This is a genomic window from Pseudomonas sp. CP4, assembly GCF_047758505.1.
GTDB classification, from domain to species: Bacteria; Pseudomonadota; Gammaproteobacteria; order Pseudomonadales; family Pseudomonadaceae; genus Aquipseudomonas; species Aquipseudomonas fluorescens_AO.
Map to the genome: position 1 here is coordinate 701,207 of NZ_CP180489.1, position 26,617 is coordinate 727,823.

Annotated in this window: 28 protein-coding genes and 2 pseudogenes; 17 read left to right on the forward strand and 13 right to left on the reverse strand. The window is 58.8% G+C overall.

Annotated features, from left to right (window positions below; translation table 11 throughout):
* The first annotated feature begins 69 nt into the window (after positions 1-69).
* Positions 70-1,296, forward strand: coding sequence for an NADH:flavin oxidoreductase/NADH oxidase family protein (locus tag ACMYUN_RS02855; protein WP_415762767.1), 1,227 nt, complete (start codon positions 70-72; stop codon positions 1,294-1,296).
* Positions 1,297-1,442: 146 nt separating this feature from the next.
* Here ACMYUN_RS02855 and ACMYUN_RS02860 read toward each other — a convergent pair whose 3' ends face one another.
* The gene (locus tag ACMYUN_RS02860) at positions 1,443-2,360 is read right to left on the reverse strand and encodes a LysR family transcriptional regulator (RefSeq protein WP_415762769.1); all 918 of its coding nucleotides are present in this window, start codon (positions 2,358-2,360) and stop codon (positions 1,443-1,445) included.
* A gap of 145 nt (positions 2,361-2,505) precedes the next feature.
* Here ACMYUN_RS02860 and ACMYUN_RS02865 point away from each other — a divergent pair, with 145 nt between their 5' ends.
* From ACMYUN_RS02865 to ACMYUN_RS02875, 3 genes are all read left to right on the forward strand, one after another.
* Positions 2,506-3,552, forward strand: a complete 1,047-nt coding sequence (locus tag ACMYUN_RS02865; protein ID WP_415762771.1) for an SDR family oxidoreductase — start codon at positions 2,506-2,508, stop codon at positions 3,550-3,552.
* Between the two features lie 57 nt (positions 3,553-3,609).
* Positions 3,610-4,920 carry an NTP/NDP exchange transporter gene (locus ACMYUN_RS02870; RefSeq protein WP_415762773.1) on the forward strand — a complete coding sequence of 437 codons (1,311 nt, stop codon included), beginning with the start codon at positions 3,610-3,612 and terminating at the stop codon, positions 4,918-4,920.
* Positions 4,921-5,085: 165 nt separating this feature from the next.
* Positions 5,086-5,988 (forward strand): bestrophin family protein, encoded by a 903-nt coding sequence (locus ACMYUN_RS02875; protein WP_039758860.1) that lies wholly within the window; start codon positions 5,086-5,088, stop codon positions 5,986-5,988.
* Between the two features lie 43 nt (positions 5,989-6,031).
* Here the strand turns inward: ACMYUN_RS02875 and ACMYUN_RS02880 are convergent, their stop codons facing one another.
* Entirely contained in the window at positions 6,032-6,331 is a 300-nt protein-coding gene (locus tag ACMYUN_RS02880) for a hypothetical protein (RefSeq protein WP_415762775.1), read from the reverse strand.
* Between the two features lie 104 nt (positions 6,332-6,435).
* On the opposite strand from ACMYUN_RS02880, the gene ACMYUN_RS02885 reads away from it, so the two are divergent.
* On the forward strand, positions 6,436-7,047 hold the full coding sequence (locus ACMYUN_RS02885) for a DapH/DapD/GlmU-related protein (RefSeq protein WP_415762777.1): 612 nt from the start codon (positions 6,436-6,438) through the stop codon (positions 7,045-7,047).
* Between the two features lie 115 nt (positions 7,048-7,162).
* Here ACMYUN_RS02885 and ACMYUN_RS02890 read toward each other — a convergent pair whose 3' ends face one another.
* The 3 genes from ACMYUN_RS02890 to ACMYUN_RS02900 all read right to left on the reverse strand — a co-directional run bounded on the left by ACMYUN_RS02890 (position 7,163) and on the right by ACMYUN_RS02900 (position 9,335).
* Positions 7,163-7,618, reverse strand: coding sequence for a hypothetical protein (locus ACMYUN_RS02890; protein WP_415762779.1), 456 nt, complete (start codon positions 7,616-7,618; stop codon positions 7,163-7,165).
* 118 nt (positions 7,619-7,736) lie between these two features.
* On the reverse strand, positions 7,737-8,840 hold the full coding sequence (locus ACMYUN_RS02895) for a tetratricopeptide repeat protein (RefSeq protein WP_415762781.1): 1,104 nt from the start codon (positions 8,838-8,840) through the stop codon (positions 7,737-7,739).
* A gap of 156 nt (positions 8,841-8,996) precedes the next feature.
* The gene (locus ACMYUN_RS02900; protein ID WP_415764023.1) at positions 8,997-9,335 is read right to left on the reverse strand and encodes a hypothetical protein; all 339 of its coding nucleotides are present in this window, start codon (positions 9,333-9,335) and stop codon (positions 8,997-8,999) included.
* On the opposite strand from ACMYUN_RS02900, the gene ACMYUN_RS02905 reads away from it, so the two are divergent.
* On the forward strand, positions 9,336-9,482 hold the full coding sequence (locus ACMYUN_RS02905) for a helix-turn-helix domain-containing protein (protein WP_415763948.1): 147 nt from the start codon (positions 9,336-9,338) through the stop codon (positions 9,480-9,482). It begins immediately after the preceding gene.
* Positions 9,483-9,606: 124 nt separating this feature from the next.
* A pseudogene (locus ACMYUN_RS02910) lies at positions 9,607-9,777 on the forward strand (AAA family ATPase); the annotation flags it as partial.
* A 67-nt stretch (positions 9,778-9,844) separates the two neighbouring features.
* On the opposite strand, the gene ACMYUN_RS02915 reads toward ACMYUN_RS02910, so the two are convergent.
* The 4 genes and pseudogenes from ACMYUN_RS02915 to ACMYUN_RS02930 all read right to left on the reverse strand — a co-directional run.
* The gene (locus ACMYUN_RS02915; RefSeq protein WP_415762783.1) at positions 9,845-10,264 is read right to left on the reverse strand and encodes a VOC family protein; all 420 of its coding nucleotides are present in this window, start codon (positions 10,262-10,264) and stop codon (positions 9,845-9,847) included.
* A 249-nt stretch (positions 10,265-10,513) separates the two neighbouring features.
* Positions 10,514-11,254, reverse strand: a complete 741-nt coding sequence (locus ACMYUN_RS02920; RefSeq protein WP_415762785.1) for an NAD-dependent epimerase/dehydratase family protein — start codon at positions 11,252-11,254, stop codon at positions 10,514-10,516.
* Between the two features lie 910 nt (positions 11,255-12,164).
* Positions 12,165-13,181, reverse strand: a complete 1,017-nt coding sequence (locus ACMYUN_RS02925) for a DMT family transporter (RefSeq protein WP_415762786.1) — start codon at positions 13,179-13,181, stop codon at positions 12,165-12,167.
* Positions 13,156-13,298, reverse strand: a pseudogene (locus ACMYUN_RS02930) (AraC family transcriptional regulator); the annotation flags it as partial. The gene ACMYUN_RS02925 and the pseudogene ACMYUN_RS02930, both read right to left, overlap by 26 nt.
* Positions 13,299-13,484: 186 nt before the next feature.
* On the opposite strand from ACMYUN_RS02930, the gene ACMYUN_RS02935 reads away from it, so the two are divergent.
* Positions 13,485-14,468 (forward strand): AraC family transcriptional regulator, encoded by a 984-nt coding sequence (locus ACMYUN_RS02935; protein ID WP_415762787.1) that lies wholly within the window; start codon positions 13,485-13,487, stop codon positions 14,466-14,468.
* 93 nt (positions 14,469-14,561) lie between these two features.
* Positions 14,562-15,689: a mechanosensitive ion channel family protein gene (locus ACMYUN_RS02940; protein WP_129998496.1), complete on the forward strand. Its 1,128-nt coding sequence runs from the start codon at positions 14,562-14,564 to the stop codon at positions 15,687-15,689.
* Positions 15,690-15,725: 36 nt separating this feature from the next.
* Here the strand turns inward: ACMYUN_RS02940 and ACMYUN_RS02945 are convergent, their stop codons facing one another.
* The gene (locus tag ACMYUN_RS02945) at positions 15,726-17,645 is read right to left on the reverse strand and encodes a tyrosine-protein phosphatase (RefSeq protein WP_415762788.1); all 1,920 of its coding nucleotides are present in this window, start codon (positions 17,643-17,645) and stop codon (positions 15,726-15,728) included.
* A gap of 337 nt (positions 17,646-17,982) precedes the next feature.
* Between ACMYUN_RS02945 and ACMYUN_RS02950 the strand changes: the two genes are divergently transcribed.
* From ACMYUN_RS02950 to ACMYUN_RS02965, 4 genes are all read left to right on the forward strand, one after another.
* Positions 17,983-19,521: a class I SAM-dependent methyltransferase gene (locus ACMYUN_RS02950; RefSeq protein WP_415762789.1), complete on the forward strand. Its 1,539-nt coding sequence runs from the start codon at positions 17,983-17,985 to the stop codon at positions 19,519-19,521.
* Positions 19,522-19,801: 280 nt separating this feature from the next.
* Complete coding sequence (locus tag ACMYUN_RS02955; protein WP_415762790.1) at positions 19,802-20,683, forward strand: manganese catalase family protein; 882 nt, start codon at positions 19,802-19,804, stop codon at positions 20,681-20,683.
* A 52-nt stretch (positions 20,684-20,735) separates the two neighbouring features.
* Positions 20,736-21,038, forward strand: a complete 303-nt coding sequence (locus ACMYUN_RS02960; protein ID WP_129998492.1) for a hypothetical protein — start codon at positions 20,736-20,738, stop codon at positions 21,036-21,038.
* 12 nt (positions 21,039-21,050) lie between these two features.
* Positions 21,051-21,191, forward strand: a complete 141-nt coding sequence (locus ACMYUN_RS02965; protein ID WP_165368398.1) for a hypothetical protein — start codon at positions 21,051-21,053, stop codon at positions 21,189-21,191.
* Between the two features lie 19 nt (positions 21,192-21,210).
* Here the strand turns inward: ACMYUN_RS02965 and ACMYUN_RS02970 are convergent, their stop codons facing one another.
* Complete coding sequence (locus ACMYUN_RS02970) at positions 21,211-21,675, reverse strand: DNA methylase (RefSeq protein ID WP_415763949.1); 465 nt, start codon at positions 21,673-21,675, stop codon at positions 21,211-21,213.
* Between the two features lie 125 nt (positions 21,676-21,800).
* Here ACMYUN_RS02970 and ACMYUN_RS02975 point away from each other — a divergent pair, with 125 nt between their 5' ends.
* Positions 21,801-23,384, forward strand: coding sequence for a diguanylate cyclase (locus ACMYUN_RS02975; RefSeq protein ID WP_415762791.1), 1,584 nt, complete (start codon positions 21,801-21,803; stop codon positions 23,382-23,384).
* Positions 23,385-23,387: 3 nt separating this feature from the next.
* Here the strand turns inward: ACMYUN_RS02975 and ACMYUN_RS02980 are convergent, their stop codons facing one another.
* A complete protein-coding gene (locus tag ACMYUN_RS02980) occupies positions 23,388-23,624 on the reverse strand; it encodes a hypothetical protein (RefSeq protein WP_016774354.1) in 237 nt (78 codons plus the stop codon).
* 162 nt (positions 23,625-23,786) lie between these two features.
* Between ACMYUN_RS02980 and tspO the strand changes: the two genes are divergently transcribed.
* Together tspO and ACMYUN_RS02990 are read left to right on the forward strand one after the other, a co-directional pair.
* The gene (gene tspO / locus ACMYUN_RS02985; protein ID WP_041480509.1) at positions 23,787-24,230 is read left to right on the forward strand and encodes a tryptophan-rich sensory protein TspO; all 444 of its coding nucleotides are present in this window, start codon (positions 23,787-23,789) and stop codon (positions 24,228-24,230) included.
* On the forward strand, positions 24,227-25,210 hold the full coding sequence (locus ACMYUN_RS02990; RefSeq protein WP_415762793.1) for an alpha/beta hydrolase fold domain-containing protein: 984 nt from the start codon (positions 24,227-24,229) through the stop codon (positions 25,208-25,210). The genes tspO and ACMYUN_RS02990 overlap by 4 nt, the downstream gene beginning before the upstream one ends.
* Here ACMYUN_RS02990 and ACMYUN_RS02995 read toward each other — a convergent pair.
* Complete coding sequence (locus ACMYUN_RS02995; protein WP_415762794.1) at positions 25,168-25,743, reverse strand: TetR/AcrR family transcriptional regulator; 576 nt, start codon at positions 25,741-25,743, stop codon at positions 25,168-25,170. The two genes, ACMYUN_RS02990 and ACMYUN_RS02995, sit on opposite strands and share 43 nt — an antisense overlap.
* Before the next feature lie 185 nt (positions 25,744-25,928).
* Here ACMYUN_RS02995 and ACMYUN_RS03000 point away from each other — a divergent pair, with 185 nt between their 5' ends.
* On the forward strand, positions 25,929-26,579 hold the full coding sequence (locus ACMYUN_RS03000; RefSeq protein WP_415763950.1) for a glutathione S-transferase: 651 nt from the start codon (positions 25,929-25,931) through the stop codon (positions 26,577-26,579).
* The last annotated feature ends 38 nt before the right edge of the window (positions 26,580-26,617 follow it).

The following is a 26,617-nucleotide window of genomic DNA, read 5'->3' on the forward strand; positions in this document are numbered from 1 at the left end:
AAAAAAGATGTTGACCTTAAAGTTGACTTCAATCTTAAGGTAGCCTCATATCCGATTGAGGACTGCCCCATGAATGTGTTCGACACCCTGATGCTTCCAAACGGTTCGTCCATCAAGAACCGAATCGCCAAAGCCGCCATGGAAGAGAACATGGCGGACGCCGATCAGGCACCCTCCGAAGAACTGATGCGTCTTTACCAAGCGTGGGCCGATGGTGGTGCAGGCCTGATCATCACCGGCAACGTGATGGTCGACGGCCGCGCCATGACCGGACCGGGTGGCGTAGTTTTGCAGGACGATCAGCAACTGGCCAAGTTCAAGCGTTGGGCGCGTATTGGTCGATCCGGCGGTGCGCAGTTCTGGTTGCAGATCAATCACCCAGGGCGGCAGATGCAGTCCAGTCTTGGGCAAAAAACATGGGCACCGTCGGCCGTGCCGCTGGATTTGGGCAACCTGTCCAAGCGTTTCGCTACGCCCCACGCGATGACCTCCAGCGTGATTAAGGAAGTTATCCAACGCTTTGCGAACACAGCACGCTTCGGCGAACAAGCCGGGTTCACCGGCGTGGAGGTCCACGCCGCGCATGGCTATTTGTTGAGTCAGTTCCTTTCGCCGTTGACCAACCAAAGGACAGACGAATGGGGCGGCTCCCTGGAAAATCGGGCGCGCCTGTTACTCGAAATCGTCAAGGCGGTCAGGGCTGTGGTTTCTGCGGATTTCGCAGTGGCAGTCAAGCTCAACTCCGCCGATTTCCAGCGGGGAGGATTTACCGCCGATGATGCGAAGAAAGTCGTTGAGCTGCTCAATGGCCTTGGTGTGGATTTGGTGGAATTATCCGGAGGCAGTTATGAAGCGCCCGCTATGCAGGGTGAGGCGCGCGATGGTCGCACGCTGGCTCGCGAAGCCTACTTCGTCGAGTTCGCCCGTGATATCCAAACAGTTGCCAGAATGCCGGTGATGGTCACCGGTGGTATACGTCGCCGCGCGGTGGCGGAAAGCGTCGTGCAGAGCGGCATTCACATGGTTGGGATCGGAACAGCGTTAGCCATCGATCCCAACTTGCCTAGGGACTGGCTGCTGGGCAAAGACAATGCTCCGCAATTGCCGCCGATTACCTGGAAAAATAAAGCTATCGCATCCTTGGCAAGCATGGCGGTAGTGAAGTTTCAGTTGCGCAAGCTGAGTCGCGCGAAAAAGCCCGATCCGAACGTTTCACCGCTGCGTGCGCTTATCCTGCAACAGCTCGGTATGGCACTTCGCACTCGTCAATATCGACGGTGGGTGGAAACCGTTTGATGTGCGCCGGTAAGTTTTTTATTTGAAGAGCTAAGTTTTGTTGTATCGGTCATTTATTAGCAGGAGCGTCCGCTATTGGCCGATTGCTGCCCGTCGCCATCGACGCCCTGCTGGCAGACTATGCGTTGACCTCACGAAACAGCGCTTCAAACACCTGAACTCTCCGCAACCTGCCCTTCCCCCCGCAAAAAACCCACAAACGCCCTGAGCGGCGAAGGCATGTGGCGGCGGCCGTGGTAGTAAAGAAACGGGCCGTCGAAGGACTGCCACCAGTCGTCGAGAATCGGCACCAGTCGACCGTCGGAAAGCGGCTCGCGTAGAAAGTCCTCGAAGGTATAGACGATGCCCAGTCCGTTGATGGCCGAGCGAATTTTCAGATCGTGCGACGATGTCAGCAGTTGCCCCTGAGGCGGGATACGCACGATACGGCCGTCTCGATGGAACTCGAATACGCCGACTTTGCCACTCTCGAACCGATGGCCAAGCAGGTCATGGCCCGGCAGTTCTTCGGGGTGAGTGGGCGTCCCACGTTCAGCCAGATAGCGCGGGGCGGCGGCGGCAACGAAGCGCTGGCGACGCGGGCCGATGGGCATGGCGATCATGTCCTTGGCCAGGCTCTCTTCATAGCGCACGCCGGCGTCATAGCCGCCAGCGTTGACGTCGACAAAGGCGTTGTCCATCACGACTTCGACACTGACCCCTGGATAAAGGCGCAGAAAACGCGCCAGCAGGTCGGGCAACAGAAAACGTGCCACCGGCACTGGCACATTGAGCTTCAGCGTGCCGACCGGGCGCTGAGCGTCGTCGTCCAGATCGTTGAAAGCGGCGTCGATTTCTTGCAAGGCCGGGCGCAGGCGCTCGAGCAATCGCTCGCCGGCGGCCGTCGGCGTGACGCTGCGCGTGGTTCGATTGAGCAGGCGCACGCCCAGATCGCTTTCCAGCCGACGCATGCAATCGCTCAGCGACGAGGCGGACAAACCGCGCTTTTGCGCGGCAGCACGAAATCCCCCCGCCTCGACCACCGCAGCAAATATCGACACATCGGTAAGGTTTGGTTTACGCATGGACGCTTCCTCCGCAAGCGGCTGACTGTACGCCATACCGTACGGGCCATCCACCAATGCCCGACTTATCCTCGCGCATTCGTACACCGATACTGCTCACTCGCCCCGCCAACCGGGAACCTGTACCGCGAATGAGATTTCCCCAATGAGCCATTCTCCCGCTACGCCGAGCAATACCGCGACCCAACGCCTTCTCAAGGCCACCCGAGTGCTGTTCGCCATTTCCGCGATGGCCGGCACACTGGCTGCGCAGGCGACTTCCCGAACGGAGCCGAAGCCGGACTGGTCAACCCACGATATGCCCAGCCAGAAAGGCCGCATTGTGCTGGTGACCGGAGGGACCAGCGGCATGGGCTATGAAGACGCGCTGGCCCTGACGCGCGCCGGTGCCGAGGTGATCATCGCCGCACGCAACGCCGAGCGCGGCCGCGAAGCAATCACGAAGATCAAGCAAGCCGTGCCTGAGGCGCGCGTGCAATTCGAAACGCTGGACCTTGCCAATCTGCAATCGGTGCGCGACCTCGCCAACCGTCTGCAAGGGCGCCTGCCGAGGCTCGACGTGCTGATTAACAACGCTGCGATCATGTCGCCGCCTGTTCGAGGCGTTTCCGCCGATGGCTACGAGATGCAACTGGCGACCAATTATCTGGGGCATTTCGCCCTGACCGGCCTGCTGATGCCCCTGCTACGCAAAAGCGACGATGGTCGGGTGGTAAGCCTGTCGAGCATCGCCGCCGGACGCGCAAGCCTGAACTTCGATGACCTGCAGGCTGAGCGCAGTTACGACCCTTTTGCCAGCTACAGCCAATCGAAACTGGCGGTTCTAAAGTGGAGTATTGAGCTGCAGCAGCGCAGCGATGCCGCCGGTTGGGGGATACGCAGCATCGCCGCTCACCCCGGCGTTGCCGTGACAGAGCTGATCGCCCGGGGGCCTGGCCTGGACAGTCAATTCGGCAAACAATGGGCTGTAGAGCGGGACCTGTATCATTCCGCAGCGCAGGGCGCGCTGCCGACGCTGTATGCGGCGACGGCGCTTGAGGCGGTTGGCGGCGCCTACTACGGCCCCACCGGTGATAACGAAAAGCGCGGGCCGCTGGGCTTCGCCAAGATGCCGCCGGCCGCTGCCGATCGCTCGAATTCGGCCACACTGTGGCAACTCTCCGAGCGACTGACCGGCGTCACCTACCGCTGACCGCCCGGCACGGGCAGGCCCCGTGCCATTGCCCCGCCACTCCCATAGGAGCGCAACATGGATACGTCTCTTCTTGCCCGACGCGCCGGCGCCATCATCAATGCCGAGGCTCACGAGCTGCGCCCTGCGCTCAATGGCTTTCTGCTGTTCGTTTGCCTGTTCGCCGGCTATTTCATGCTCCGTCCGATCCGCGAATCGATGGGCATCACTGCCGGCGTCGAGAACTTGCAGTGGCTGTTCACCGCGACCTTCCTGGTCATGCTGGCGGCCGTTCCGCTGTTCGCCTGGCTCAGCGCACGCGTGCCGCGCCTGCATTTCGTGGACTGGGTGTACGGATTCTTCTGCACCAATCTGCTGTTGTTCGCCGTCTTGTTTCTGGGCGAGGAAAGCCCTTGGCTGGCGCGCGTGTTTTATGTGTGGATATCGGTCTACAACCTGTTTGTCGTATCGGTCGCCTGGAGCCTGATGGCCGATGTATTCGACAGTGCCCAGGCCAAACGCCTGTTCGCTTTCATCGCGGCGGGCGCCAGCGTCGGCGGCCTGAGTGGCCCTGCGCTGAGCGCCTTGCTGATCGGTCCGCTGGGTGAGTCCGGCCTGATGCTGCTGGCCGCTGTTCTGCTCGGCGCTGCGATGTGGTTCAAGCGCCAGCTGATGCGCTGGCGTGAACGGGGTGGCGCAGGACGCCCCGATGCCGCGCCGAGCGAAAGCCCTCGCAGGCCGTTGCCCGGCAATCCGTTCAGCGGTATGACGGCCGTTTTGAAATCACCCTATCTGCTCGGCATCTGCGGCTTTGTGGTGCTGCTGGCGACAGTCTCCACCTTCCTTTACTTCGAGCAGGCACGCGTCGTCGCCGAACACTTCCCGGACCGCGAGGCGCAGGTGCGCGTGTTCGGCATCATCGACTTTATCGTGCAGGCGGGCGCCCTGCTCTGTCAGCTGTTCATCACTGGACGCCTCGCGCAAAGGCTCGGCGTCGGCGTGCTGTTGGCCATGGTGCCGCTGGTCATGTGCGCGGGTTTTATCGGGCTGATCTTCGCCCCCGGCTTTGGCCTGATCGCCGCGCTGATGATCGTGCGCCGCATCGGTGAATACGCCTTCGTGCGCCCAGGCCGAGAGATGCTGTTTGCTCCGCTCGATGCCGAAAGCAAGTACAAGGCAAAGAACTTCATCGACACCGTGGTCTACCGCGCCGGCGACGCCATCAGTGCCTGGGCGAAAAGCGCGCTGGACGCCCTCAGCCAGGGTGCAGGCATGGCGGCGCTGGTCGGCGCGCTGTGTGCACTGCTGTGGGGTCTGCTGGGATGGCGGCTCGGCGAACGGGCGGACCGACGATCCAGCGTGTCGGCAGCGCGGCAAACCCACGCGTAGCGCAGTCGAATCGGGAGGCGGGGATTTTTCTCGCAAACGTTGACCATTCCAATGGCCAGGCCTTGCAGACCGACTGACGGCTGACCGCTCCACCAGGGAACTGCCGGTGCCAACCATCGTCCGAGCTTAAGCGTTTAAGCAAACAGCTCGCCACGAGGTTTCCGTTTGAAAGCTGCCATCGTCAAAAAATACCGTCTGATCATCAAGACCCTCGGCTACGTGGGCTGGTCTTTGTTCTGGCTGTTGCTCTGGGACATCGCCGTCACCGTCGATTTCATGCTGTTTCTCAATGCCAAGCTGAACCTGCCGCTGATGCCGCTGACCTTGCTCGGTTCGGCGTTGATCGTGTTGATCAGTTTTCGCAACAGCAGCGCTTACAACCGTTGGTGGGAAGCGCGAACGCTGTGGGGGTCGATGATCAACAATTCGCGTAGCTTTGCGCGGCAGGTGCTGACGCTGCTGGACGATGCCGGCGGCGAGGTGAATCCGGTCAAATCCACGCTGTTGCGCCGCCACGTGGCCTACGTGAATTGCCTCGCCGCGCACCTGCAAGGTCAGCCGTGTCCCGACGAGGTGCGGGCGTTTATCCCCGCCGATGAGTTCGCGCGCAGCGGCACGACCAACAACTTTGCCAACGATATTCTCACCGGCTCGGCGACTTTGCTCGCTCGCGAATACAAGGCCGGGCATCTGGACAGTATTCGCCTGGCGCGGCTTGAGTCGACGCTGGTGGACCTGTCCAACAGTCAGGGCGGCATGGAGCGGATCGCCAACACCCCGCTGCCCTACCCTTATGTTTATTTTCCGCGGCTGTTTATTTCGCTGTTCTGCCTGATCGTCCCGATAGGTCTGGTGGAATCCCTCGGCTGGTTCACGCCGCTGGCGTCGACCGTGGTGGGGTTCATGCTGCTGGCCATCGAGCGCATCGGCACTGATCTGCAAAGCCCGTTCCGCCACAGCGAACACCAGATTCAAATGGAAGCGCTGTGCGAAACCATCGAAAAGAATTTGCAATCGATGCAGCGTGATTCGCTGGGGGATGTGCGCAGGCTTGAAGAGCCCGCTTGAAGCGCTGCTTTAGCAGCAGCGCTTTTCACTATATGCACAGCAGTTATTGATGAGTGTCCGCCGCCTCGGCGGGATAAAACTCGCCCTGCTTGCCCATTTCTTTCAGCCGTTCGCGCGCGATCGCTTCAACCCGGGCCACCGCGTCTCGATCGTCAGGGTCAACCAACTGCAAGCAAAGGCGCTGGACATTCTGATCATGGGTCCCCTCGCTGAGCATTTCGTGGGTGAAGACTTGTTCAGCACGCCATAGACATAACTGGGTATGAGTTCCGCCGAGCCAGATCTCGTTGATTGATCCAAGATCAGTGGTTGCCAGTTGATCCACGGTGATTGTCTTATCCATTGCGCCGTACCTTGAAAATGCTTGTACAAGTACGACTGGCAGGCATAGCGAGTCGTTCAAGTCGTCGACAGTCCACCCACGCCCCATTTATTCGGAAGACTCTTATGAAATCGCCAAAAATCGAAGATTACATCGCTCAATGGCCATTACTGGGCGTGGACTCCGCTGCCCCTTGGGCGGTGGTTCAGGATTGCGAGAGCCGGATTCTGAAATTGCTTGAAACGCTCGGCCCGGGATACCGGCGCCACAATAATTGTGCGATTCATGAAACCGCCATCGTTGAGCAAGGCGCTGTGCTGAAAGGCGCAATCATCATCGGCGAAGGCTGCTTCGTCGCGGCGGGGGCTTATCTACGGGGAGGTGTATACCTCGGCAAAAACTGCATCGTTGGCCCCAGCTGCGAGCTGAAAAGTACCTTTATGCTCGATGGCAGCAAGCTTGCCCACTTCAACTTCGTCGGCGACTCATTGATCGGCGAAGCGGTCAATATTGAAGCCGGCGCGATCATCGCCAATTACCGGAACGAACTGGACGGGGCCGATATCAAGATCCGCCATGAAGATCAGGTGATCGAAACAGGCGTCAGCAAGTTTGGAGCGCTAGTGGGTGATGGCTGCAAGATTGGCGCAAACGCCGTGATTGCTCCTGGCGCTTTGTTGCGGCCCCACACACGTGTTCCTCGCCTGGGACTGGTTGACCAGTTCGCCTACGATTAAAACGAAATGTCCCCTCCGGAACTGAATCGCTATCGCGCGGGGCTGCACCACTCAGCAAATTCCCATAAAAAAAGCCCGCAAAGCGGGCTTTTTCATGCGCAGATAAAAGCGCTGATCACCTGTTCCTCAATAGTACATACGTCTCACCGCCCTTGCGGTCGTGCTGGAGAATAAAGTTGTTGTCCTGAATACGCACTTTCGACGGCACACGATCAGCAACCGGCGTTTGCGAATAAGTCTGCGCGGCACTCAGCAATTGCCGGGTCAGGCTGTTATCCGACTGACTATCAGTGGCGACGACGCACTCCTTTTCGGATAGTTGCACGGAGAGATTTTTGTCTGCGGTGAAGCCGATGCGTGTAAAGCCCATGTCCACAAGGTCGGTGATGCCATTGCTCTTGGCTGCTTCAGCCGAGCCGGCGAACGACGGGGCGGTCTTCAGACAAATGTCGATAAAAGCTTCAATGGCTTTGGAAGTGACAGGTGTCGGTGCGGTTGGCGTTGCAGTGGTGCAGCTGGCGAGCACGAACAGACTGGACAAAGCCAGTGTGCGGAACAACGTATTGGACATGACGCGGGAATCCTTCCATTTCAATTTGGTAATGCAGCCGTTGGGCTGAACGCCGCCGGAACAGGCGACGTGCGAATGGTAAATGAAAATGCGATATCAGGCGGGACACCATCGCAGCTTACTGTTCGCGTGTCAGATCACCTTGTAGTGCCCCGAGACCCGCCGGGCTTGAATAGAGGTTCTCCAGAGCCGATATCTCAGCCAGTTGCTGCGGCGTAAGTGTTTTCTCTTCTTTCTCAAGTTGCTCACGCATGGGGCCTGCAATATCGCTCGGCAACGTCTGTTTGAGCGCCACGCGCAACAATCCACAAGCCTTGAGCTTGTTACGGCTGACGCCCTGCCCATTATCGAAATGAACGGCGAGGGTAATCTGCGCCACAGCGTGACCTTGAACTGCCGCCTGCAACAGCCAGTGATTGGCAAGTGGATAGTTCACCGGTACATCCCCGCCACTGCTATAGAGATAGCCGAGGACGTACTGGGCGTTGACCCGGCCCTGATCGGCGGCACGGGTATACCAACGCAATGCGGCGGGTACGTCTTTAGGAGTACCAGTGCCTTGTAAAGTGACCGCCCCCAATAATTCAAATGCAAAGCTATCGCCAGCATTGGCCGCTTGGGTGAGCAATTTGACGGCGTGTTGAGGGTCGGCTGGAATTCCTTTACCGGAAAGATAGAGTGTGCCTAATAGCGTCAGAGCCTCGGCATCTCCATGATCGGCTGCCTTGCTAGCCCATTTGAACGCCTGTTGGTCGTTTGCCTCAACGCCGTAACCTTTGTCATAAAAGATAGCGAGTTGTCGTTGAGCCTTGGTATGACCTTGTTCTGCTGCCTTGCTGAACCATTGCGCGCCTTGGACAAAATCACTGGCCACCTCTCCACCCGCGATGCTTGCAGCCCCCATGTAATATTGTGCGTCCGCGTTTCCCTGATTGGCCGACTCCGTTATCCACTGCATACCTTTTGGTCGATCAACTTCGACGCCTCGACCGTAGTATTGAATGATGCCGAGCTTGTACTGCGCCACAGGGTCGCCTTTTTCTGCAGCGCTTAAGTACCAGTCTGCGGCTTTGCCAGGGTTGCGGCTGACAATCAGCCCCTCCTCATAGGCTGAGGCGATCAAGACAGGAAGGCTATAAGGGATCCGCCATAGTGCGATCACGAAGGTAACAAGAAAAAAAGCCAAGAGGCTGAGGCATAGAGCAATCGAGAACTTGCGCAATTTTGAATCCGTTCATAAATGGGAGGACAACGTTCGGGGCCGAGTCGCCCGACAGGTTATCGCCAGTTTCATGATTAGCTTTATGACATCGCCTTTACAAAGTGCCAATTACTCTCGCCGACTGCCACTCTTCGTGTCAGATAAAAAACACCGAAGTCAATTTTTCCTCGCCCAACTCCCAAACATCACATCCCCAACATAGACGCCTGAAGAGACTGAACGCTCCTGATCCAGACGCGCCTGCAACGTTTCAATGTCGACCTCTTCTGCACTGGCCACCCTTAACGCAATGATTCGCGGCAAGCAGGCACGAACAATGGCACCAAGGTTGTAGGGCGCGTCAGGCGTCTGTACCAGGCACTCAGCGCGCACGCTTTCAACGGTCAAGCCTGCCTGGGTGAAAATGCCGTGCAGGTTGAATCCGATGTGCAAATCCGCCCCTTCGCGTCCGAAGGTACGACCTTCAATGCGCTGCTCAACGAGGCAAGGCGTCAAGTGGGGTTGCACTTACTGGCTGATACCAGTCTTGAGCTCAAAGAGGTTGCGTCTCTTTTAGGGTACGACGACGTTAACTCTTACTATCGGGCGTTCCGGCGATGGGAAAAGGTTTCGCCCAGTCAGTGGCGACGTTTCCGTGCCTGACGTATGGAGATGGCCATGCCGGGACTGAATTTTTTGCTTTCGGCCCCAGGCTACCAGTGGTAGCTCTAGTTGCTTCGACGCTTTTCAATGCACATCATGAAAACTCGACAAGGAGACGTCTCTCATGCCCGAACCAATACTGCACCTGATGGCAGGCAAGATTGCATCCGGCAAATCGACATTGGCCAAGTCCCTGGCATCCGATTGTTCGGCCATTCTGCTCAGTGAAGATCATTGGCTCTCACAGCTCTACCCTGATCAGGTCGAATCAGTGCTCGATTACGTACGGCTTTCGCGGCTGCTGGAGTTCCCCACTGTTTCCACTACATCGAACTGGATGATGAGACCTGTCGGGCCACCTACTACAGCATTGGAAGCATTTGCGGATTGAACACGATCTCCCACAAGTGCCCATCCGGGTCAGCGAAATAGGCCGCATACCCTCCGTAGAACGTTTCTGCCGCCGGCTTGACAATCTGCGCTCCGGCTTTCCTCGCTTCTTCTAGAACCGTATCGACTTCATCCCTGGAAAAAACGTTGTGCCCTATGGTTGAGCAAACATTCCCGTTCAGAAGCGGTATTCCAGTATCCGAGGCAATGCTTTTCGTCGGCCACAAGGCGAGTTTGATTCCACCGTGCAGATCAAAAAATGCGACGGCACCGTTCTCGAACTCAGTACCAATAATGCCTTTCGTGACAAGGCCAAGCCCGTCGCGGTAGAAGCTGACGGAGCGCTCAAGATCTTGTACGCCGAGGGTAAGAACAGAAATTCTAGCTTGCATGACGTTCTCCAATTTAAAAGGACTGAACATCACCAATCGGGATCGCTGTGCAGTGGGACACACGACCACCATCCTGAGCCCGTAAAGTCAGGTGAAGGTCGCGGGGTTGGACTGATGCCAACGCAGAGCTCCCGAGGGAACGGCCGGACTAACCATACCGGCCCGTCTTTTTCGACAGCTGAATGCTACATCGCATTGAACACTTTGTCCGCTTTTGGCCGTTATCCGCCCTCTTTAGGTAATTTGCGTTCAATCAGATTGAGCGCCTCCTTCCAATATCTCAAACCCGTCATCAACGGGGGCATACCCGACAACTTTTCTGCTCTGATCAATAGAGAGACGCTTATATCGGTTATCTGAGACCCCATGGATAACGTGAAAACCCTTCAGCTCGGCTTCAACGCAATTATTGAGTAGTGCTACAACATCTCTAAAACTGATGAAGGCCGCAACGTCTCTGGGACTGTGGGTTTGCCCTTGTTGAAATTTGGCTACATTGGCAATCCGGACTGCGATGGTCGTCATCTGTCCATCGTTTGCATACAGCGAAGCCAAAGCTTCTCCGAACGCCTTGCTGACTCCGTAGAGATTGCCTGGTTTAGGTGCCATGCATTCCTGGACCTGAACATCCGTTGGATATCCCTCAATCACTTGGGCACTGCTTGCAAATATGAAGCGCTTGCAACCTTGTGCCTTTGCGGCAAAAAGCATGTTGTAAGTGCCTACGATGTTCACTGGAAGCAGTGAGTCCATGAAATCGGCGTCTGGGTCAGGGTCAGCGGCAAGATGGATGACGGTATGGATACCTTCGCAAGCTCGAAGGCAACTGGCTTGATCCCGGACATCCAGAGCGAAACGCTGTGCCGAGTCCGGGAGTTGAGTTACGTCTAGATCGGCCAAACGCAAATCGGATTTATCGTCGCGCTCTTGCCAAAAAGCAGTGCCGATCTTTCCTGCCGCACCTGTGACGAGGATTTTCCTTGAGCTCATTTCGGCATGTCCTTATGGTAAATGTCACGCCAGCCTCCCAGCCTTGGGATCGGTTTACAACCACCGATATGAGCAATCGAGAATTCAGACAAGCGCTGTAGCTGGCAATGCTTTCGAGCTGACCAGGCCATTGACAAATTGAACGGCTCATACGTCACTCCCTGCAGTCGTTGAACTGTAGCCGAACGCTGTTCACTCTCCACCTGTCACCGAGGGCTCAGACGATTATTGCCAACAAAAGCTGTTTCGCCTCGGCATGGAGGCACAGAAGGAGATTTCTGAAGATTTTCGAGCGTTGGAGGCTACTTAGCGGTAGAGCTGTTCCCTTCTACCGGTCGACCATCAAGGGCAGGCAGCGGATCGGTTGAAATGCCAGTGAGTATGGACGCCCATGCTGCGTAAGCTTGCTTGTGGCGAGACACAGCTTCATCCCAGCGGTGTCCTGTCACTTCGTGCGCCACAACGAGCATCATGAGGTGATTTGTGGCTGCATCCAGATCAAGCAAGAGGTGGTGGGCGTTGAAACGGAAATCGTCGGTCGCAGGCATAGGATCACGCATATTGTGAGTGAGTGGGTAAACGCATTGGCGCTCCCCACATGACATCATTATGACATTGGACTGTATAGTTAGTGCGGACACCCGGACGACCGGTGAAGTCGGTATCTCTGCTATCGACATAGCCCCTGCAACTCAACCGTATTGGCAAGAGGTAATTGGCAGACCTCGGCTCAGGCTGTGAGCGGCCACCTTAACTCGAGGCCGCGGTCTCATTGCGTCGAGCCGTCTGGAGTGGAAATCTGATAGACCCAAAGCTACCGTCTCGATGAATTCGGGAGGCGGTGCAACAACTCTTGGAGCTCCCCGCTCCTCTCCCGCAAAACCTGCGTCAGTTGCGCGATAACGGGCGCTTATTCAACGTCTTTCTGAACGCGAAAAATCGTCCAACCCGCGATCAAGATCAACAGCATTCCCGCCCATGTAAAGCCGTCTGGCACTTCGTGAAATATTAGATTACCCCACAGGCAAGCAAAGGCCAGGTAAGCATAGTCAAAGGTGCCGACAAGTGCGGGAGGTGCAATCTGGTAGGCCCTGGCGGTAGCTGTATTTATCAGAATCAGCATGCAGGCATAACAGGAAATGAAGGCTATCTCCTGCCAACCGAGTGTCTGCCATGGAGATAGTAAAAACGGAGCGCGAACAACCGTTGCCTCGCTGACGTTCAGCGAGGCGATACCTCCCATGCAGGCGGCAAAAAGGAAAGCGACGTTCAATCCTAGCGCCAGTACGAGAGGATGTTCACTGCGACAATTTCGGCGCGTCACCACCATCGCGAGTGCGTAAAAGACAGCGCCGACGACAGGCAGCAACGTCGCAAGCGTGAAGATTTCCGAACCCGGGCGCAGCACCAAGGCTACGCCGGCAAAACCTGATCCCACTGCAGCCCAGCCGGATGGAGACAAAGGCTCACCGCCATAGCAGGTGGAGAAAAGGGCTATAAAAATCGGTGTCGTGTAGATTGCAACGGCAGCGACCGATAGTGGGATTAACGGCAGTGCCGAGTAGTAAGTCACCCACATCAATAACAGCAGAAGACTCCTGGCCATTATCCACGGAACGGAAGTAATTCTGAGACGGCCTGTGCGGATGCGTCGGCCAAGCCAAGTGCCTAGGGCGGGAACCGAAAGGCAAGACACGATCAAGAATAGCTGCCACAGGGGCAGCTTCGCGCTGAAGTATTTGACTGCTGCATCGGCCAGGGCAAGCAAAAAAACAGCGCCGACAATGAGTGCTATACCCATGGGAGCGTTATCGATCCGAGTACCGTATTCGTTCATGAATTGCTTCCCTGCCCAATAAGCTCTAAGCCTACCCACTTCGTAAAACTTCACCAAGGCAAGGGGTGCGGCCGATGGAGTAGGTGTCATGTCGATGAGGATCGTAGCCGTGGCTGCCAAACCCGCTTCAATACGCTCGATTCCTCCTGGTTGAACACTGCGGATGACCCAGTCAGTGCTGTCGGGTTGGCCTTTTTTCCTATCCATGAATGCGTACGTTCCCGAGTCTGTTCGGACGTGGTGATCTGTCTGCCGGGAATATACAAGTGCGAGTATTGGCTGTCTGCTTTTGCCTGAAAGCAGTCCATGGTTCCAATCCTGTCACTGAACCGTCACGCCTGTTCCCTAGGCTCTACCAGTCCCCACCATCGCCCCAAGAGCCCGCATTCCAAAATGCCGCCCATCACCGCCACCTCCCCACCCCGCCAAAAAATCATCCTGCGCTCTGACAACCTCACCTCTTCCGACTTCGGCGCCCTGTTCTCCAGGCTCTTCGGCAACCGCTACGCCGATACTCCGCCGCCGCCCTCCAACATCATCATCGGCGGGGTCTACGGGCGGCACGACGGGGTGAGTTTTCGGCGTATGCATTACCACGGCGACTTCAGCGTCACCCTCCCCGATCCGCAGAACGAAATCACCTTCGTCATCCCCACCGCCGGCAAGATCGTTTTCAACCACGCCACCGAGTCCATCGGCATGGCGCATGTCGGTCTGGCGATCGACAAGGCGGATATCCGTTCGATGCGCTTTGTTGATGATCACGCGCATCACGGCATCTCGATCAATCGTCAGCAGCTCACCGAGCGGTTGGCGGCGCTGCTGGAGAAGCCGATTGTCCAGAGGATCGTGTTTGAGCCCAGCGTTGATCTGAATGCGCCAGCTTTCAAGGGCCTCAAGGCGTTGATTGATCTGGCCACGGGCACTGAGTTCGATGCCTTGATCAACAGCGGTACGCTGATGCCGTCGCGCTTGCGCGAGATGTTGATCGATGCGGTGCTGGAGGCGTGGCCGCACAATTTCACCGAGGCCTTGCGCCGGCCGGCGCCGTGTGTGGCGCCGCGACATGTGAAGGTGGCGATGGAGTTTATTCAGGCGCATCCGCAGCAGTTGGTCAGTGGCGTGGATCTGGCGCGGTTGAGCCATGTCAGCCAGCGCGCCTTGCAGGAAGGCTTTCGGCGTTTTGTCGGGATGACGATTGTGGCTTATCAGCGTCAGGTGCGTTTGCAGCGCGCCTATGAGGCGTTGGCGCGCGGGCATGCAGGGTCGGTGACGGAGGTGGCCTTGCGGTTTGGCTTCAGCAATGTCGGGCGCTTTTGTCAGTATTTTCAGAGTGCTTACGGCGTGAGCCCGGCGGAGTTGAAGGCCAGGCGTTGACCATTCGGTCCGTCGAAACCTGCATTTGATTGAACAGCAGAAATCTCAGGGCGACTAACCCCAGACAGGCCACTTGGCAAAAAGGGGGTTTTTATGACCGAGGATTTCATCGGCTTTTTCACAGCACACACGATTTTAGGCATTTCACTGGCGAATTGGGTACTGGCGTTTCTCGCCGCGACGCTTAGTTATCTGCTGACCACCACGGCGATCCGTTTCGTGTTCCGCAAGGTGCAGGCGCGGGCCAGCGCCGGCAATGGGCATCTGACCTACATGGCCAGCGAAGTGCTGGCGGCGACCAGCACCACGCTGCTGCTGTTGGCGTCGATTCTGGTCGGCATCGGTTTGCTGGATTTGCCGGAGCGCTGGCTCGGGCGGGTCAGCAGTTTATGGTTCGTGGTGGCGGCGTTGCAGGTCGGCCTGTGGACCAACCGCGCGCTGGCGCTGGGGTTGCATCGCTATTTCTCGCGGCATAACGCGACCGGCACTTTTCAGGCGAGCGCATTGGCGACCCTGAGCCTGTGGGGCGTCAAGGTGTTGCTGTGGGCAGTGATTCTGCTGGCGATGCTGTCGAACCTGGGCGTCAACATCACTGCGTTCGTCGCCAGCCTCGGTGTCGGCGGTATCGCTGTGGCGCTGGCGGTGCAGAACATTCTCGGCGACGTGTTCGCCTCGCTGTCGATTGCCGTCGATAAGCCGTTTGAGGTGGGCGATTTCATCGTCGTCGGCACGCTGGCCGGTACGGTCGAGCACGTCGGCCTGAAGACCACGCGCATCCGCAGTCTTGGCGGTGAGCAGATTGTCATGGCCAACGCCGACATGATCGGCAGCACCATTCAGAACTACAAACGCCTGCAGGAGCGTCGGGTGGTGTTCGAGTTTCGTCTGACTTACGAATGCACCACCGAACAGATTCGCCAAATCACCCAGCGCGTAGAAAGCATCATCAAGAATGAAAAACAGGCACGCTTCGACCGCTGCCATTTCCGCAGTTTTGGTGAAAGCGCGCTGGAATTCGAAACGGTGTACATCGTTCTGGACGCCAGCTACAACGTCTACATGGACGTGCAGCAACGCATCAATCTGGCAATCATGGAAGCGGTGGCCGAGCTGGACGCGACGTTCGCCTTCCCGGCGCGCACCGTGCATGTCGCCTCGCTGCCCGAACCCACCGCGCAGCCGGCACGCACACAGCAACCTTCGCGTGCGCAGCATGCTTGAACTGAAGAGCCCGGCAATTTGCCGGGCTCGCTGTGTTCAAAACGCGTAACTGGCCTTGAGTCCGCCATTGAAACCGTGGCTGTCACCGCCACCGTTGGCCCCGACCTCAGCGCCGACACTCAGGGCGCCGAGGTTTGCCATCAAGTTGGCGCCGCCACTGAACTGATCGCGGTTATCGAACGCCGAGCGCTGCTCGATATCCAGCCCCAGCAGGTGGCCTTCGCTGTCGACGTGCTGATCGCCGAGCGCACGTTCATAGCCCACGCGAACGCCCGGGACCAACTGCCACGCGCCCATGGCCACTGGGGCAAATGACACGTCGAGATTGGCAACCGCGCTGCGGCGGGTCTGCTCGATGCCATCGACGTCCAGTGCCAGCTCACTGCCCTTCTCTTTGAAACCTTGCAAGTCGAGATGACTGACGCGAAAGCCCAGACTCGGCTCGAGAATCACACTGCTGAGCGGCAGGCGATAACCCAACGCCACGGTCGCGCCAGTGAGATTGCCGTGAGTGTCGCCCTTGGCTGTGCCGAGGCCACCGCCGAGCTCGCGTTTGCTGTCGTAGTCGACGTAACCGGCGCTGGCGTTGGCATCGACAAACATACCGCGCTCAAGGCTGATGAGGCCGTAACGCGCACCAAGGTTGAGGAAGGTCAAGTCAGTCTCGGCCTCGCCACCCGCCCCGCCGACGCTGCCCTTGCTGTAGCCGAAACCGCCGCGCGCGCTGAGTTGTTCGTTGAAGCGCTGGGTGATGCCGAGCATCAGGCCCTGGCTGTGTTCGTTGCTGCTCTCAACATGGGCCGAGCCGTCAGTGCCGAGGTAGCTGGCGAGCGCGGTGCTCCAGAGGCGGTATTGGCCGGCTTTCAGATCGCTGCCGCTGGCGAACGCTGCGGCGGCTTGTTCGATCATCGCGTTCTGCCGCAGCAGGTAGCTGGCCGCATCAGCGTGGACCTGTCCGCCAACTTGAGATTCGACACCGCCCAGCGTGCCGGCGTCGATCGCGGATTGCAGGTAATAGTTGTAGGCGCTGTAAGTGCCGGACAGCTCGGAGTTCTGCAACTGCCGCAGCAACTCGGCGCCAGCAGCGGCGTTGCCGATCAGCCCGGCCTGCCCCGGCAAGCTGTTGTACTCGACCAGCTTGCCGCGCAGCACGTAAATGGTTTCCTGGGACAGACCGAGGCCCTGCTTGAGGTAATTGTCCATGCTGCCGTACTCGGCGGCGACCTGGTCGAGACCGGCCTGCAAGTAACTGGCCTGCACCCCGAGCAACGGCTCGTAGACAGCGGCCATGCTCGGCGGCAGCGCTTTCAAGGTCGCGGCGACACGGGCGGCGGTGTAGTCGTTGGTCGCCAGATAATTGGCCATGATCGTAGCCTCATCGACGCCAGCGATGCTCTGCAACACAGCGGCGGTCCAGCCGGTGCGATCCTTGCCGGCGGTGCAGTGGAACAGCTGCGCGGCGTCGACACTGGCCAGCTCATTGAACAACTGGCCGAACTGCCCGCGCATGCCGGCATCGCTGACGAAAGCGCGGTTGGTGTCCTCCATCATCGCCACCGCTTCGGCGGCGCTGTGGAACGAGATATTGGTGATGTTCGCACCCGAGGTGGTGCTGCCGATGATGTCGATGTTGCGATAGACCGCGCCGCTGATCATCGTGTCAGGCGTGGCGGCAATTTCGCTGGGCGTGCGCAGGTCGTAAATGGCTTTGATGCCGAGACCATTGAGTGTCGCCAGATCCGCCGCCGATGGGGTCAGCGCGTTGGAGCGGTAGAACACGCCACTGCGCATAACGCCGTCGTGGGCGGTGGAGTACGCGGTGGTGATGCCGGCGATGTCGCGGAAGTTGTCGATGCCGGACAAGCGCGGCGTGTCGAGGGTGACAGGCTCGGCCGCATGGGCAGCGGCGATGGACAGGCTCAGAACGGACAGCGAACACAGAAGACGTTGGAACACAGTGCAGCCTCATGAAATCAGCGTTGGGCTGGTCACTATGGTCAGGCGAGTGGGAAGGAATATGACAGTTTCGGCTGGCTACAAAATGCCTGCGCGAATGGGCCGTGGGGTGCGTGATCGGTCCATCAATCCTGCTTGAATGTGTTGACGATCCCTGTGGCGGCGAGCCTGCTCATGAAAGCGGCGTGTCAGCCGATTATATTCAAACTGAAAAAAGCTTTCGCGAGCAGGCTCGCTCCCACAGGGTTTGGGAAAGTATCCGTTTTTTCAATTTGTCGCGCGCAATGCCAACCCCTTATAAGACTGCCATCACTTTCAAGAACAAGAGGCTGTACCCATGAGCAACGCCTGGAACGAAGGTTATTTCACCGACGAAGGCTACACCTACAGCTATAGCCGGGAGATCAATCCGGTGTTCCTGCGTTACTGCCTGTTGTTGCGTGGGTTCGCCACGCTGGAAAGCAACGACGGCGTGCACTGCGAACTGGGCTTCGGTCAGGGCGTGTCGATCAACATCCACGCCACGGCCAACCCGGGTTCGTTTGTCGGTACGGACTTTCACCCGGGTATGGCCGCCCATGCCATCGACCTCGCGACTGCCGCCAACAATGGCGCGCGTCTGTATGACGACAGTTTCGAACAGCTGCTAGCGCGCAATGACCTGCCGCAGTTCGACAGCATCAGCCTGCACGGTATCTGGACCTGGGTCAGCCGCGACAATCAAAAACTGATCGTCGAATTCGCCCGCCGTCACCTTAAACCGGGCGGTATGCTTTACGTCAGCTACAACTGCTTCCCCGGCTGGTCGCCGTCGGCGCCGCTGCGCAATCTGTTCAGCCTGCATGACCGATTCGCCAACGCCTCGGCGCGCTCCGATGAGCGCATCGACGCCGCACTGGAGTTTTCCGAAGCGCTGCTCGCGGCCAATCCGAAGTATGCCGCTGCGGCGCCGAGTCTCGGTGCGCGGCTGCAGAGCATCAAGGGCCAGGATCGTCACTACGTCGCCCACGAATATTTCAATCGCGACTGGAATTGCATGTACTTCGCCGACATGGTCGACGCGCTGGCCCCGGCCAAACTCGACTACGCCACCACGGCAGTGCCGCTGGACTCGGTCGACCCGCTCAACCTGAGCGCCGAAGGCATGGACTTTCTGGAAACCATCGAACACCCGATCATGCGCGAGCAAGCGCGGGACTACTTCGTCAACCAGCACTTCCGCCGCGACCTGTACGTGCGGGGCGCGACGCGCCTGTCCGCTGCCGAACGCCGGGCGAGGATGCTGCACAGCCGTTTCGCGTTGCTGCAATCCTGGGAAACTGTCGCGGGTTCGGTCACCGGTCCTGCCGGCGAAGCGACCCTGCAAGCGGAAATCTACGGCCCGGTGCTCGATGCCTTGGCGGCGCAGAACTATGCGGCCAAATCCATGCGCCAATTGCTCTCCGAGACTGCGATGGCTTACGACGACCTCGAACAAGCCCTGGCCGTGCTGATCGGTATGGGCGCTGTCGCTCCGTGCCAGAGCGAGGCCGCCGAGTCGCAGGTCAGCGGTCGCTGCGCCGCGCTCAATCTGCAACTGTGCAAACGCTCGCTGTACGGCGCCAACATCCAGACCCTGGCCAGCCCGGTCACCGGTGGTGGCGTGACGGTCAGCCGCTTCCAGCAGCTGTTCCTGATCTCGATCAAGCAAGGCAAACAGCAGCCGGCCGAATGGGCGCAACTGGCGTGGGGGGTGATCAGCGAACAAGGTGAAGTGCTGATCGACAATGGCCAACCGCTGCTCACCGCTGAAGCCAATATCGCCGCACTGACCGCACAGGCGCAGGTGTTCGCCGAGCAAACGCTCCCTGTGCTCAAGGCGCTTAAAATCGCTTGATCGCAAACAGACCCATGTGGGAGTGAGCCTGCTCGCGAAAGCGCCAGGTCAGCCGCCAAATCGGTAACTGACGTACCGCATTCGCGAGCAGGCTCGCTCCCACGCTGCTCGTGCAACAGGGTCAAGCCAACCGTCCTGTTTTCGGAACTTTCCGCCCTCTGCCGTCCGTCCAGCCACCCTGCAATAAACGAAATTTCTGCTTCGCCGACTCCTCACAAACTATGCATGCGCTGACGCCCACACGGGCTGATGCGCGATAGCTGGTCTGAGGAGTTTTTGAATGTTCATACATAACAAGCGACTTCAGTACACCGTTCGAGTAGCCGAGCCCAATCCGGGCCTGGCCAATCTGCTGTTGGAACAATTCGGCGGTGCCAATGGCGAACTGGCCGCAGCAGCGCGCTATTTCACCCAAGCCTTGGCCGAGGAAGATCCGGGGCGCAAAGACCTTCTGCTGGACATCGCCACCGAAGAATTGAGTCACCTTGAGGTGGTCGGCTCGATCATCGTGATGCTCAACAAGGGTGCCAAAGGTCAACTCGCCGAGGGCGTGCAGGAAGAAGGCGAGCTATACCGCGCGTTGAATGGCGCCGGTAATGACTCGCACATCACCAGCCTGCTCTATGGTGCCGGCGCGCCGCTGGTCAATTCGGCTGGTGTGCCGTGGACGGCGGCCTACGTTGACTCGATCACCGAGCCGACAGCCGACTTCCGTTCCAACATCGCCGCCGAAGCACGGGCGAAAATCCTCTACGAACGCTTGATCAACATCACCGACGATCCGGGCGTGAAAGAGGCGCTTGGTTTCCTGATGACTCGGGAAATTGCCCATCAGCAGTCGTTCGAAAAAGCCCTGCATTCGATCCAGCCCAACTTCCCGCAAGGCAAGCTGCAGGGGATGCCCGAATTCACCAACAAGTACTTCAACATGTCCGGCGAGCCCGGCGTTCGTGGCCCCTGGAACGAGGGCGGTGCGTGGGAGTACGTCGAGAACCCAGAACCTGCGGTCGATGGCGGCGATGGTCTGGCGACCGTCTCCCTTCCGGCTGAAGACGCACAAGTGCTTGAGGCGATGAAGACCCGCACGGCCTCCGACCCACTCAGCGAACCGGTGACCGGTGCTGATCTGGGCTCCGGTTACGTGCAAGGCAAAGATGTCTGAGTCCAGCCCGGCGGCCCCGATCCGGGGTCGCCACTTGCTCAAGGTGAACAACATGAAAAGCAGCAAAGTCTCGGCACTGACCACTGAACATTTTCAACGCTTGATGGAGCATGCATACGCGTGTTTTGAGCTCGACTGCAAACAGGCCTGTCGGGGGCTGAAAGTCAGCATGGCCGTCAATGTATTTGGCCTGGGTACGCTGCTGCCGAATAACTTCGCCGAGGAGACCACCGTCCCGCCAGCGGACGAACATCCAGCCGTCGACGACGCCTTGCCCACGATGCCGGTATTTGCCAAGCGCGCATTGGCATCGCGCAACCGTTCAATCGAGGTGGCTGAACCATTCCATCGGTAAGAGGAGCGCGACATGAGAACACTTAAAAATCCGGGTTTGCCCTCAAGGCCGATCATCGCCCCCGGCCTCCTGTTTCTGCTGGGCTGCGCGATATTCGCCGGCGGAACGCTGATCATGATGAGCGAGCTGGCGGGGAAAGTCGTTGCGATGTGAGCCTGTCGCTGATGCACATTCAAAACAGCACCGCAGCCGCTTCCCTCATGAAGATCTCAACGGTCTTCGGCCCTATCCCCTCGAACTCGGACAGGCGCTTCTCCAGCGCCTTGCGATCCGCGCTCGCTGCGACGATGTTACCGACCTTGCCGGCGTACTCGCTGTTGAGCTTGCTGGCCAACGCGAGTAATCGCGACGCCGTGCTCTCGTCATAGCGCACGTAACGCGCCTGCCCCAGCATCGACACCAGTTGCCGGTGAGTACACTGCGCAAGCTTTTGCGGGGTGTCTTTGTGATGCTGCTCTACTATGACTTGATACGCCTTGGCGGCGATGGCGCCCTGAATCCTCTTGCCCATCAGAAAACTGGCCAGCAGCCATTTGAACAGGCCGGATTCGTTGGCGTTTCGCAGGTCGATGTTCAGGTCACCGGCAGTGATGATTTCACTCACAAGTCTCACCCCAAGGCGCGCGTTATTGCACATGTTGACCCGGCACGGCTTTGAACGATCCAATGGCCGCCGCCTGACCAGGGCAATAAATTGAATCCCCAGTGGAAAAGGATGGTCATCTTTCAGAGATGCGAGATGACAAGCATAAGGATCTTCAAATGCTCGGCCGCAAACTGCCCGACAGCCAAGGGCATGACGCTGCACAAACCGCTCCCGTCAAAGCTTCCAGCGAGATAGCCGCTTTCCGCCTGACCGTGATCTTCATGCTGACGGTGATTCTGGCGTTTCTGGGAGTGGAAGGATGGCGGACGTGGCGTGACTACCATTCGGCGTTTTCGTCCGCCCGGGATTCGGTCACCAACCTCGCGCGGGCAACGGCGCAGCACGCCGAAGACGCCATTCGCCAGGTCGACGTATTGACCGCCGCGCTGGGCGAGCGCGTCGAAGGCGATGGCTTGCAGAACATCGATGTGCCCCGGATCCACAAGTTGCTGGTCCAGCAGGCCAGGCTGATGCCGCAGCTGCACGGCCTGTTCATCTACGGCCCGGACGGGCACTGGATCGTCACCGACAAGGAAAACATCCCGGATCCGGCGAACAATGCCGACCGCGATTACTTCCAGTACCACCGCACCCACACCGACCGAAACGTGCGCATCGGTGATGTCGTCAAAAGCAAATCCACGGACGACCTGATCATTCCGATTTCCCGCCGCTTGAACAACCCGGACGGCTCCTTCGCCGGCGTGCTGCTGGGGACGATCAAGGTCAGTTACTTCGTCGACTATTACGGCGATTTCAAGATCGACGACAAGGGCGCACTGGTACTGGCGTTGCGCAACGGAACGATTCTTGTACGTCGCCCCTTTATCGCCTCGGTGATCGGTCAGAGCCTCGCCGACAGCGAGGTTTTCAAGAACTACCTGCCCTATTCCAATCAAGGCATCGCCGAAGTCAGAGCCGTCGTCGACGGCACCCAGCGTCTGTATGGCTACAGGGCTTTGAGCACCTATCCGTTGGTGGTAGAAACCGGCCTTTCCCGCGAATCGATCATTGCGCCGTGGCGCTGGGACCTGATCAAAACCGGCTTCGTGTTGATGTCGGTGATCACCGCTTTCACGATCTTTGGGTGGATCGTCTTGAGGCAACTGCGCCAACGGATGGTCATGGAAAAGGACTTGCGCCGTGCACACCAGGCCATGAAGGACATGGCCCTGACCGACAGCCTGACCGGGCTGGCCAACCGCCGCCGCCTGGACACCGCGCTGGCTGACGAAATCCGTCTGGCCAGACGCCAGGGTTCCTCGATTTCACTGATCATGATTGATGTTGATCACTTCAAACTCTACAACGACACCTACGGACATGCGGCGGGCGACGATTGCCTGAGCGCTGTCGGCCAAGCGATTGCGCGAGCGGTCAAGCGACCGGGTGATCTGGCCGTGCGCTATGGCGGCGAGGAGTTTTCCGTGTTGCTGCCCAACACGGATATTCGAGGGGCGGCGCTTGTGGCAGAGGACATACTTGAGACCATTCGCTCATTGCAGATGGAGCACAGTGCTCACCCGCTGGGTCACGTCACTGCCAGCGCGGGCATTGCGGTTGGCCAGCCAGCCGAACAGGACGTGTCCCCCGCCGTGCTGATCGAATCGGCTGACAAGATGCTCTATGCGGCAAAGCAGCAAGGCCGGGACCGTTATTGCAGTGGCGGGGACAGTGGCCTGGAATGTGATGGACCGTGACGGTCAATTAGTCCGGCTGACCACCCGGATATGTGTAATCCCCACCCGCTCTGCCTGCTCGAGAATCTGCTCTGGAGTCGAATCCGCGGTGGGCATGACCAGGCTGTTTTCGGCATCGCCCAGATGCAGTTCCAGCAGATGCATCGCCGCGTCGTGCTCGGCCAGTTGCGCTTCCTTGAGTTCGAGCAGATAAGTACGAGGCTCGCCGTTGAAACGGTATTCGATGTGATAGGTGTACATGATGTCGTCCGCGTCGGTGGGAAAAGGCAGTGTTTATCCTGACGCTGCGGTCAGCTTTTAGTTCAACCTCACTGCCAAAATGCATTTGCAACAAACTTTTTGCGCAGCGAAGCGTCCTCTTCTTAACTCTCCATAACAGCTGATCACAGCTAAGGACCGGCAATGACCTTCTTCATCTTCCTCTTGGCCTGCGCGGCGGCGGCAACCACTGGCGTGATGTTCAAACCCGGCCCGTGGTACGAATCACTGACCAAACCCTCCTTCACCCCGCCCAACTGGGCCTTTCCGGTAGCGTGGACGATCATCTACCTGCTGCTGGCCTGGGCCGGTTATCGCCTGAGCCTGATCCCCGGCAGCCAAACGGTGCTGGCCTTGTGGGCCGCGCAAATCGCCCTCAACACGCTGTGGACGCCGGTGTTCTTCGGCGCGCATCAGGTGCTGGCGGCGCTGGTGATTCTGGCGGTGCTGTGGGTGGTGGTCGCGGTGATGGTCGTGCTCGCCCTGCAACTGGACGTGGTCACCGGGCTGATTCTGTTCCCGTATCTGGCGTGGCTGTGCGTCGCGGCAGCGCTGAACTGCTCGATCCTGATGAAGAATCGCCTGTGAGCGACTTTCCATGGCCGCAAGGCGAGCGCGAACTGGCGCAGGTTCGCGCGTTCAACAAAAAGCTCGCCTGGCTGCCGCGTTTCAAGGTGCGCAATCGAGTCACCCCACGGCTGATTCAGGCGCTGCTGCGGGCGGGTCAGCTCAGCGGCGCCGGCAAGTTGCGCCAGCATGGGCTGACCGCCGAACGGAAGATCATCGACACGGTGCCGGTACGCATCATCCGTCCCAAGGGCAAAGCCAGAGGCGTGGTACTGGACTTCCATGGCGGTGGCTGGGTGATCGGCAATGCGCAGATGAACGACAACTTCAACATCGCCATCGTTAATACGTGCGACGTGGCGGTGGTGTCTGTGGATTATCGGTTGGCCGTGTCGACGCCGATCGAGGGCTTGCTGGACGATTGTCTGCGCGCCACGCGCGGCATCTTGAACGATGCTGAATTTGCCGGATTGCCCGCAGTCGTCGTCGGTGAATCGGCCGGCGGGCATCTGGCGGCGGCCACCCTGCTCGCGCTCAAATCTTCGCCGCAACTGCTGCAACGGATCTGCGGCGCGCTGCTGTATTACGGCGTCTACGACCTGACCGGCACACCCAGCGTGCGCACCGCACCCGCCGATACGCTGGTGCTCGACGGCCCCGGCATGGTCGAAGCGTTGCGCCTGCTCACGCCGGACATCAGCGACGAACAACGACGCCAGCCACCGCTGTCGCCGCTGTACGACGATTTCAGCGGACTGCCACCAGCGCTGCTGTTTGCCGGCGACCTAGATCCGCTGCTGGATGACACGCGGCTGATCGCTGAGCGCTGGCAACACGCGGCGCCGGTGGAGATGTACGTGCTGCCGGAGTGTCCGCATGGCTTCATCCACTTCCCCACCGCCACTGCTGACCATGTGCTGGCTTACAGCAGGCAGTGGATATCGGCACGAGTGGCAAGCTACTCAGTGAAATCCGCCGAAATCAGCCCGGCACTTTCGTAGCTGCCGATCAACTCATCAAACAACGCAATATCCCCTCGGCTGCGCGCAATCAACTGCGCGCCAGCCACCGCCGCGTAAATCGCCCGCGCCCGCGCCTTGCAGCTGTCTTCCTCGGCAGATCCTGCAGCGATCAACACCTGGGTCAGCCACTCGATATTGACCTCTGCAAACTTTTTCACTTGGTCCTTCACCGCATCCGGCAAATCCTGATATTCGGCAGCCATGAAACTGACCAGGCACAACCGATTACCGTTTTCCAGCGAAGTGCGGAAGATCGACGGATACAACTTCAGGGATTGTTGCGGCTCGGGATTGGCCTCACGAATGTCGTCCAGCGCCTTGGCGGCGTCTTGCCAGTAACGCTCGGCAACTGCCGCGCCGAGGTCGGCCTTGCTGGGAAAGTGGTAGTAGATGCTGGCGTTCTTGATACCCACCACTTCACCGATGCTACGGAAGTTGATGCCGTTGTAGCCGTGGGTCTGCGCCGCTGTTTTGGCGGCGTCCAGAATCGCTTCGCGTGCGTTCACGCTCATGTCTGTGTCCTTGATGACCATCGATCAATGGGGCGGAGTGTACCCGCGAAAGATTTACCTGCCAATTGGCAGGTAGGGATTGACAGCAATAAATTCTGACCGCAATCTTTGCCTACCAACTGACAGGCAGGGAAACTGAAATGACCGCTAACTCGACTCAAAACCACGCTCAATCCATTTCCGCATTGAAAATCTACGATTGGTACAACGGCCCCTACCCGGCCCGCGTGCGCATCGCCCTGGCGGAAAAATCGCTGTTGGAGCGCACCGAATTCGTCTCGGTAAATCTGTGGAAAGGCGAACACAAGAACCCCGAGTTCTTGCGCTTGAACTACTCCGGAACGCTGCCAGTGCTGGAGCTGGACGACGGCACGCTAATCGCCGAGTGCACCGCCATCACGCAATATCTTGACGCCCTCGACGGCAACCCTGTACTCACCGGCCGCACACCGATTGAGCAAGGACGAATCCACATGCTGACCAAACGTGCCGAGATCGAATTTCTCGATGCCGTCAGCGTGTATTTCCACCATGCAACCCCGGGACTTGGCCCGGAAGTGGAGCTGTACCAGAACGCCGAATGGGGCATGCGCATGCGGGACAAAGCTGTGCGCGGCATGCGCTATTTCGACAACTTGCTGCGTGATCAACCGTTCGTGGCCGGCGCGAGTTTTTCCATGGCCGATATCGCCGTGTTGGGCGGGATGATCTTCTCGGCGCTGGTTGAGCTGGAAGTCCCGGAAGATTGCACGGCACTGCGCGAATGGCACGCGCGCATGCAGCAACGTCCGAGCGTGCAGCAATGGCGCGCGATGGTTGAGCGCGGCGAACCGTAAACCTAGCGAAAGCAAAAGGCGCCCTTACCGGCGCCTTT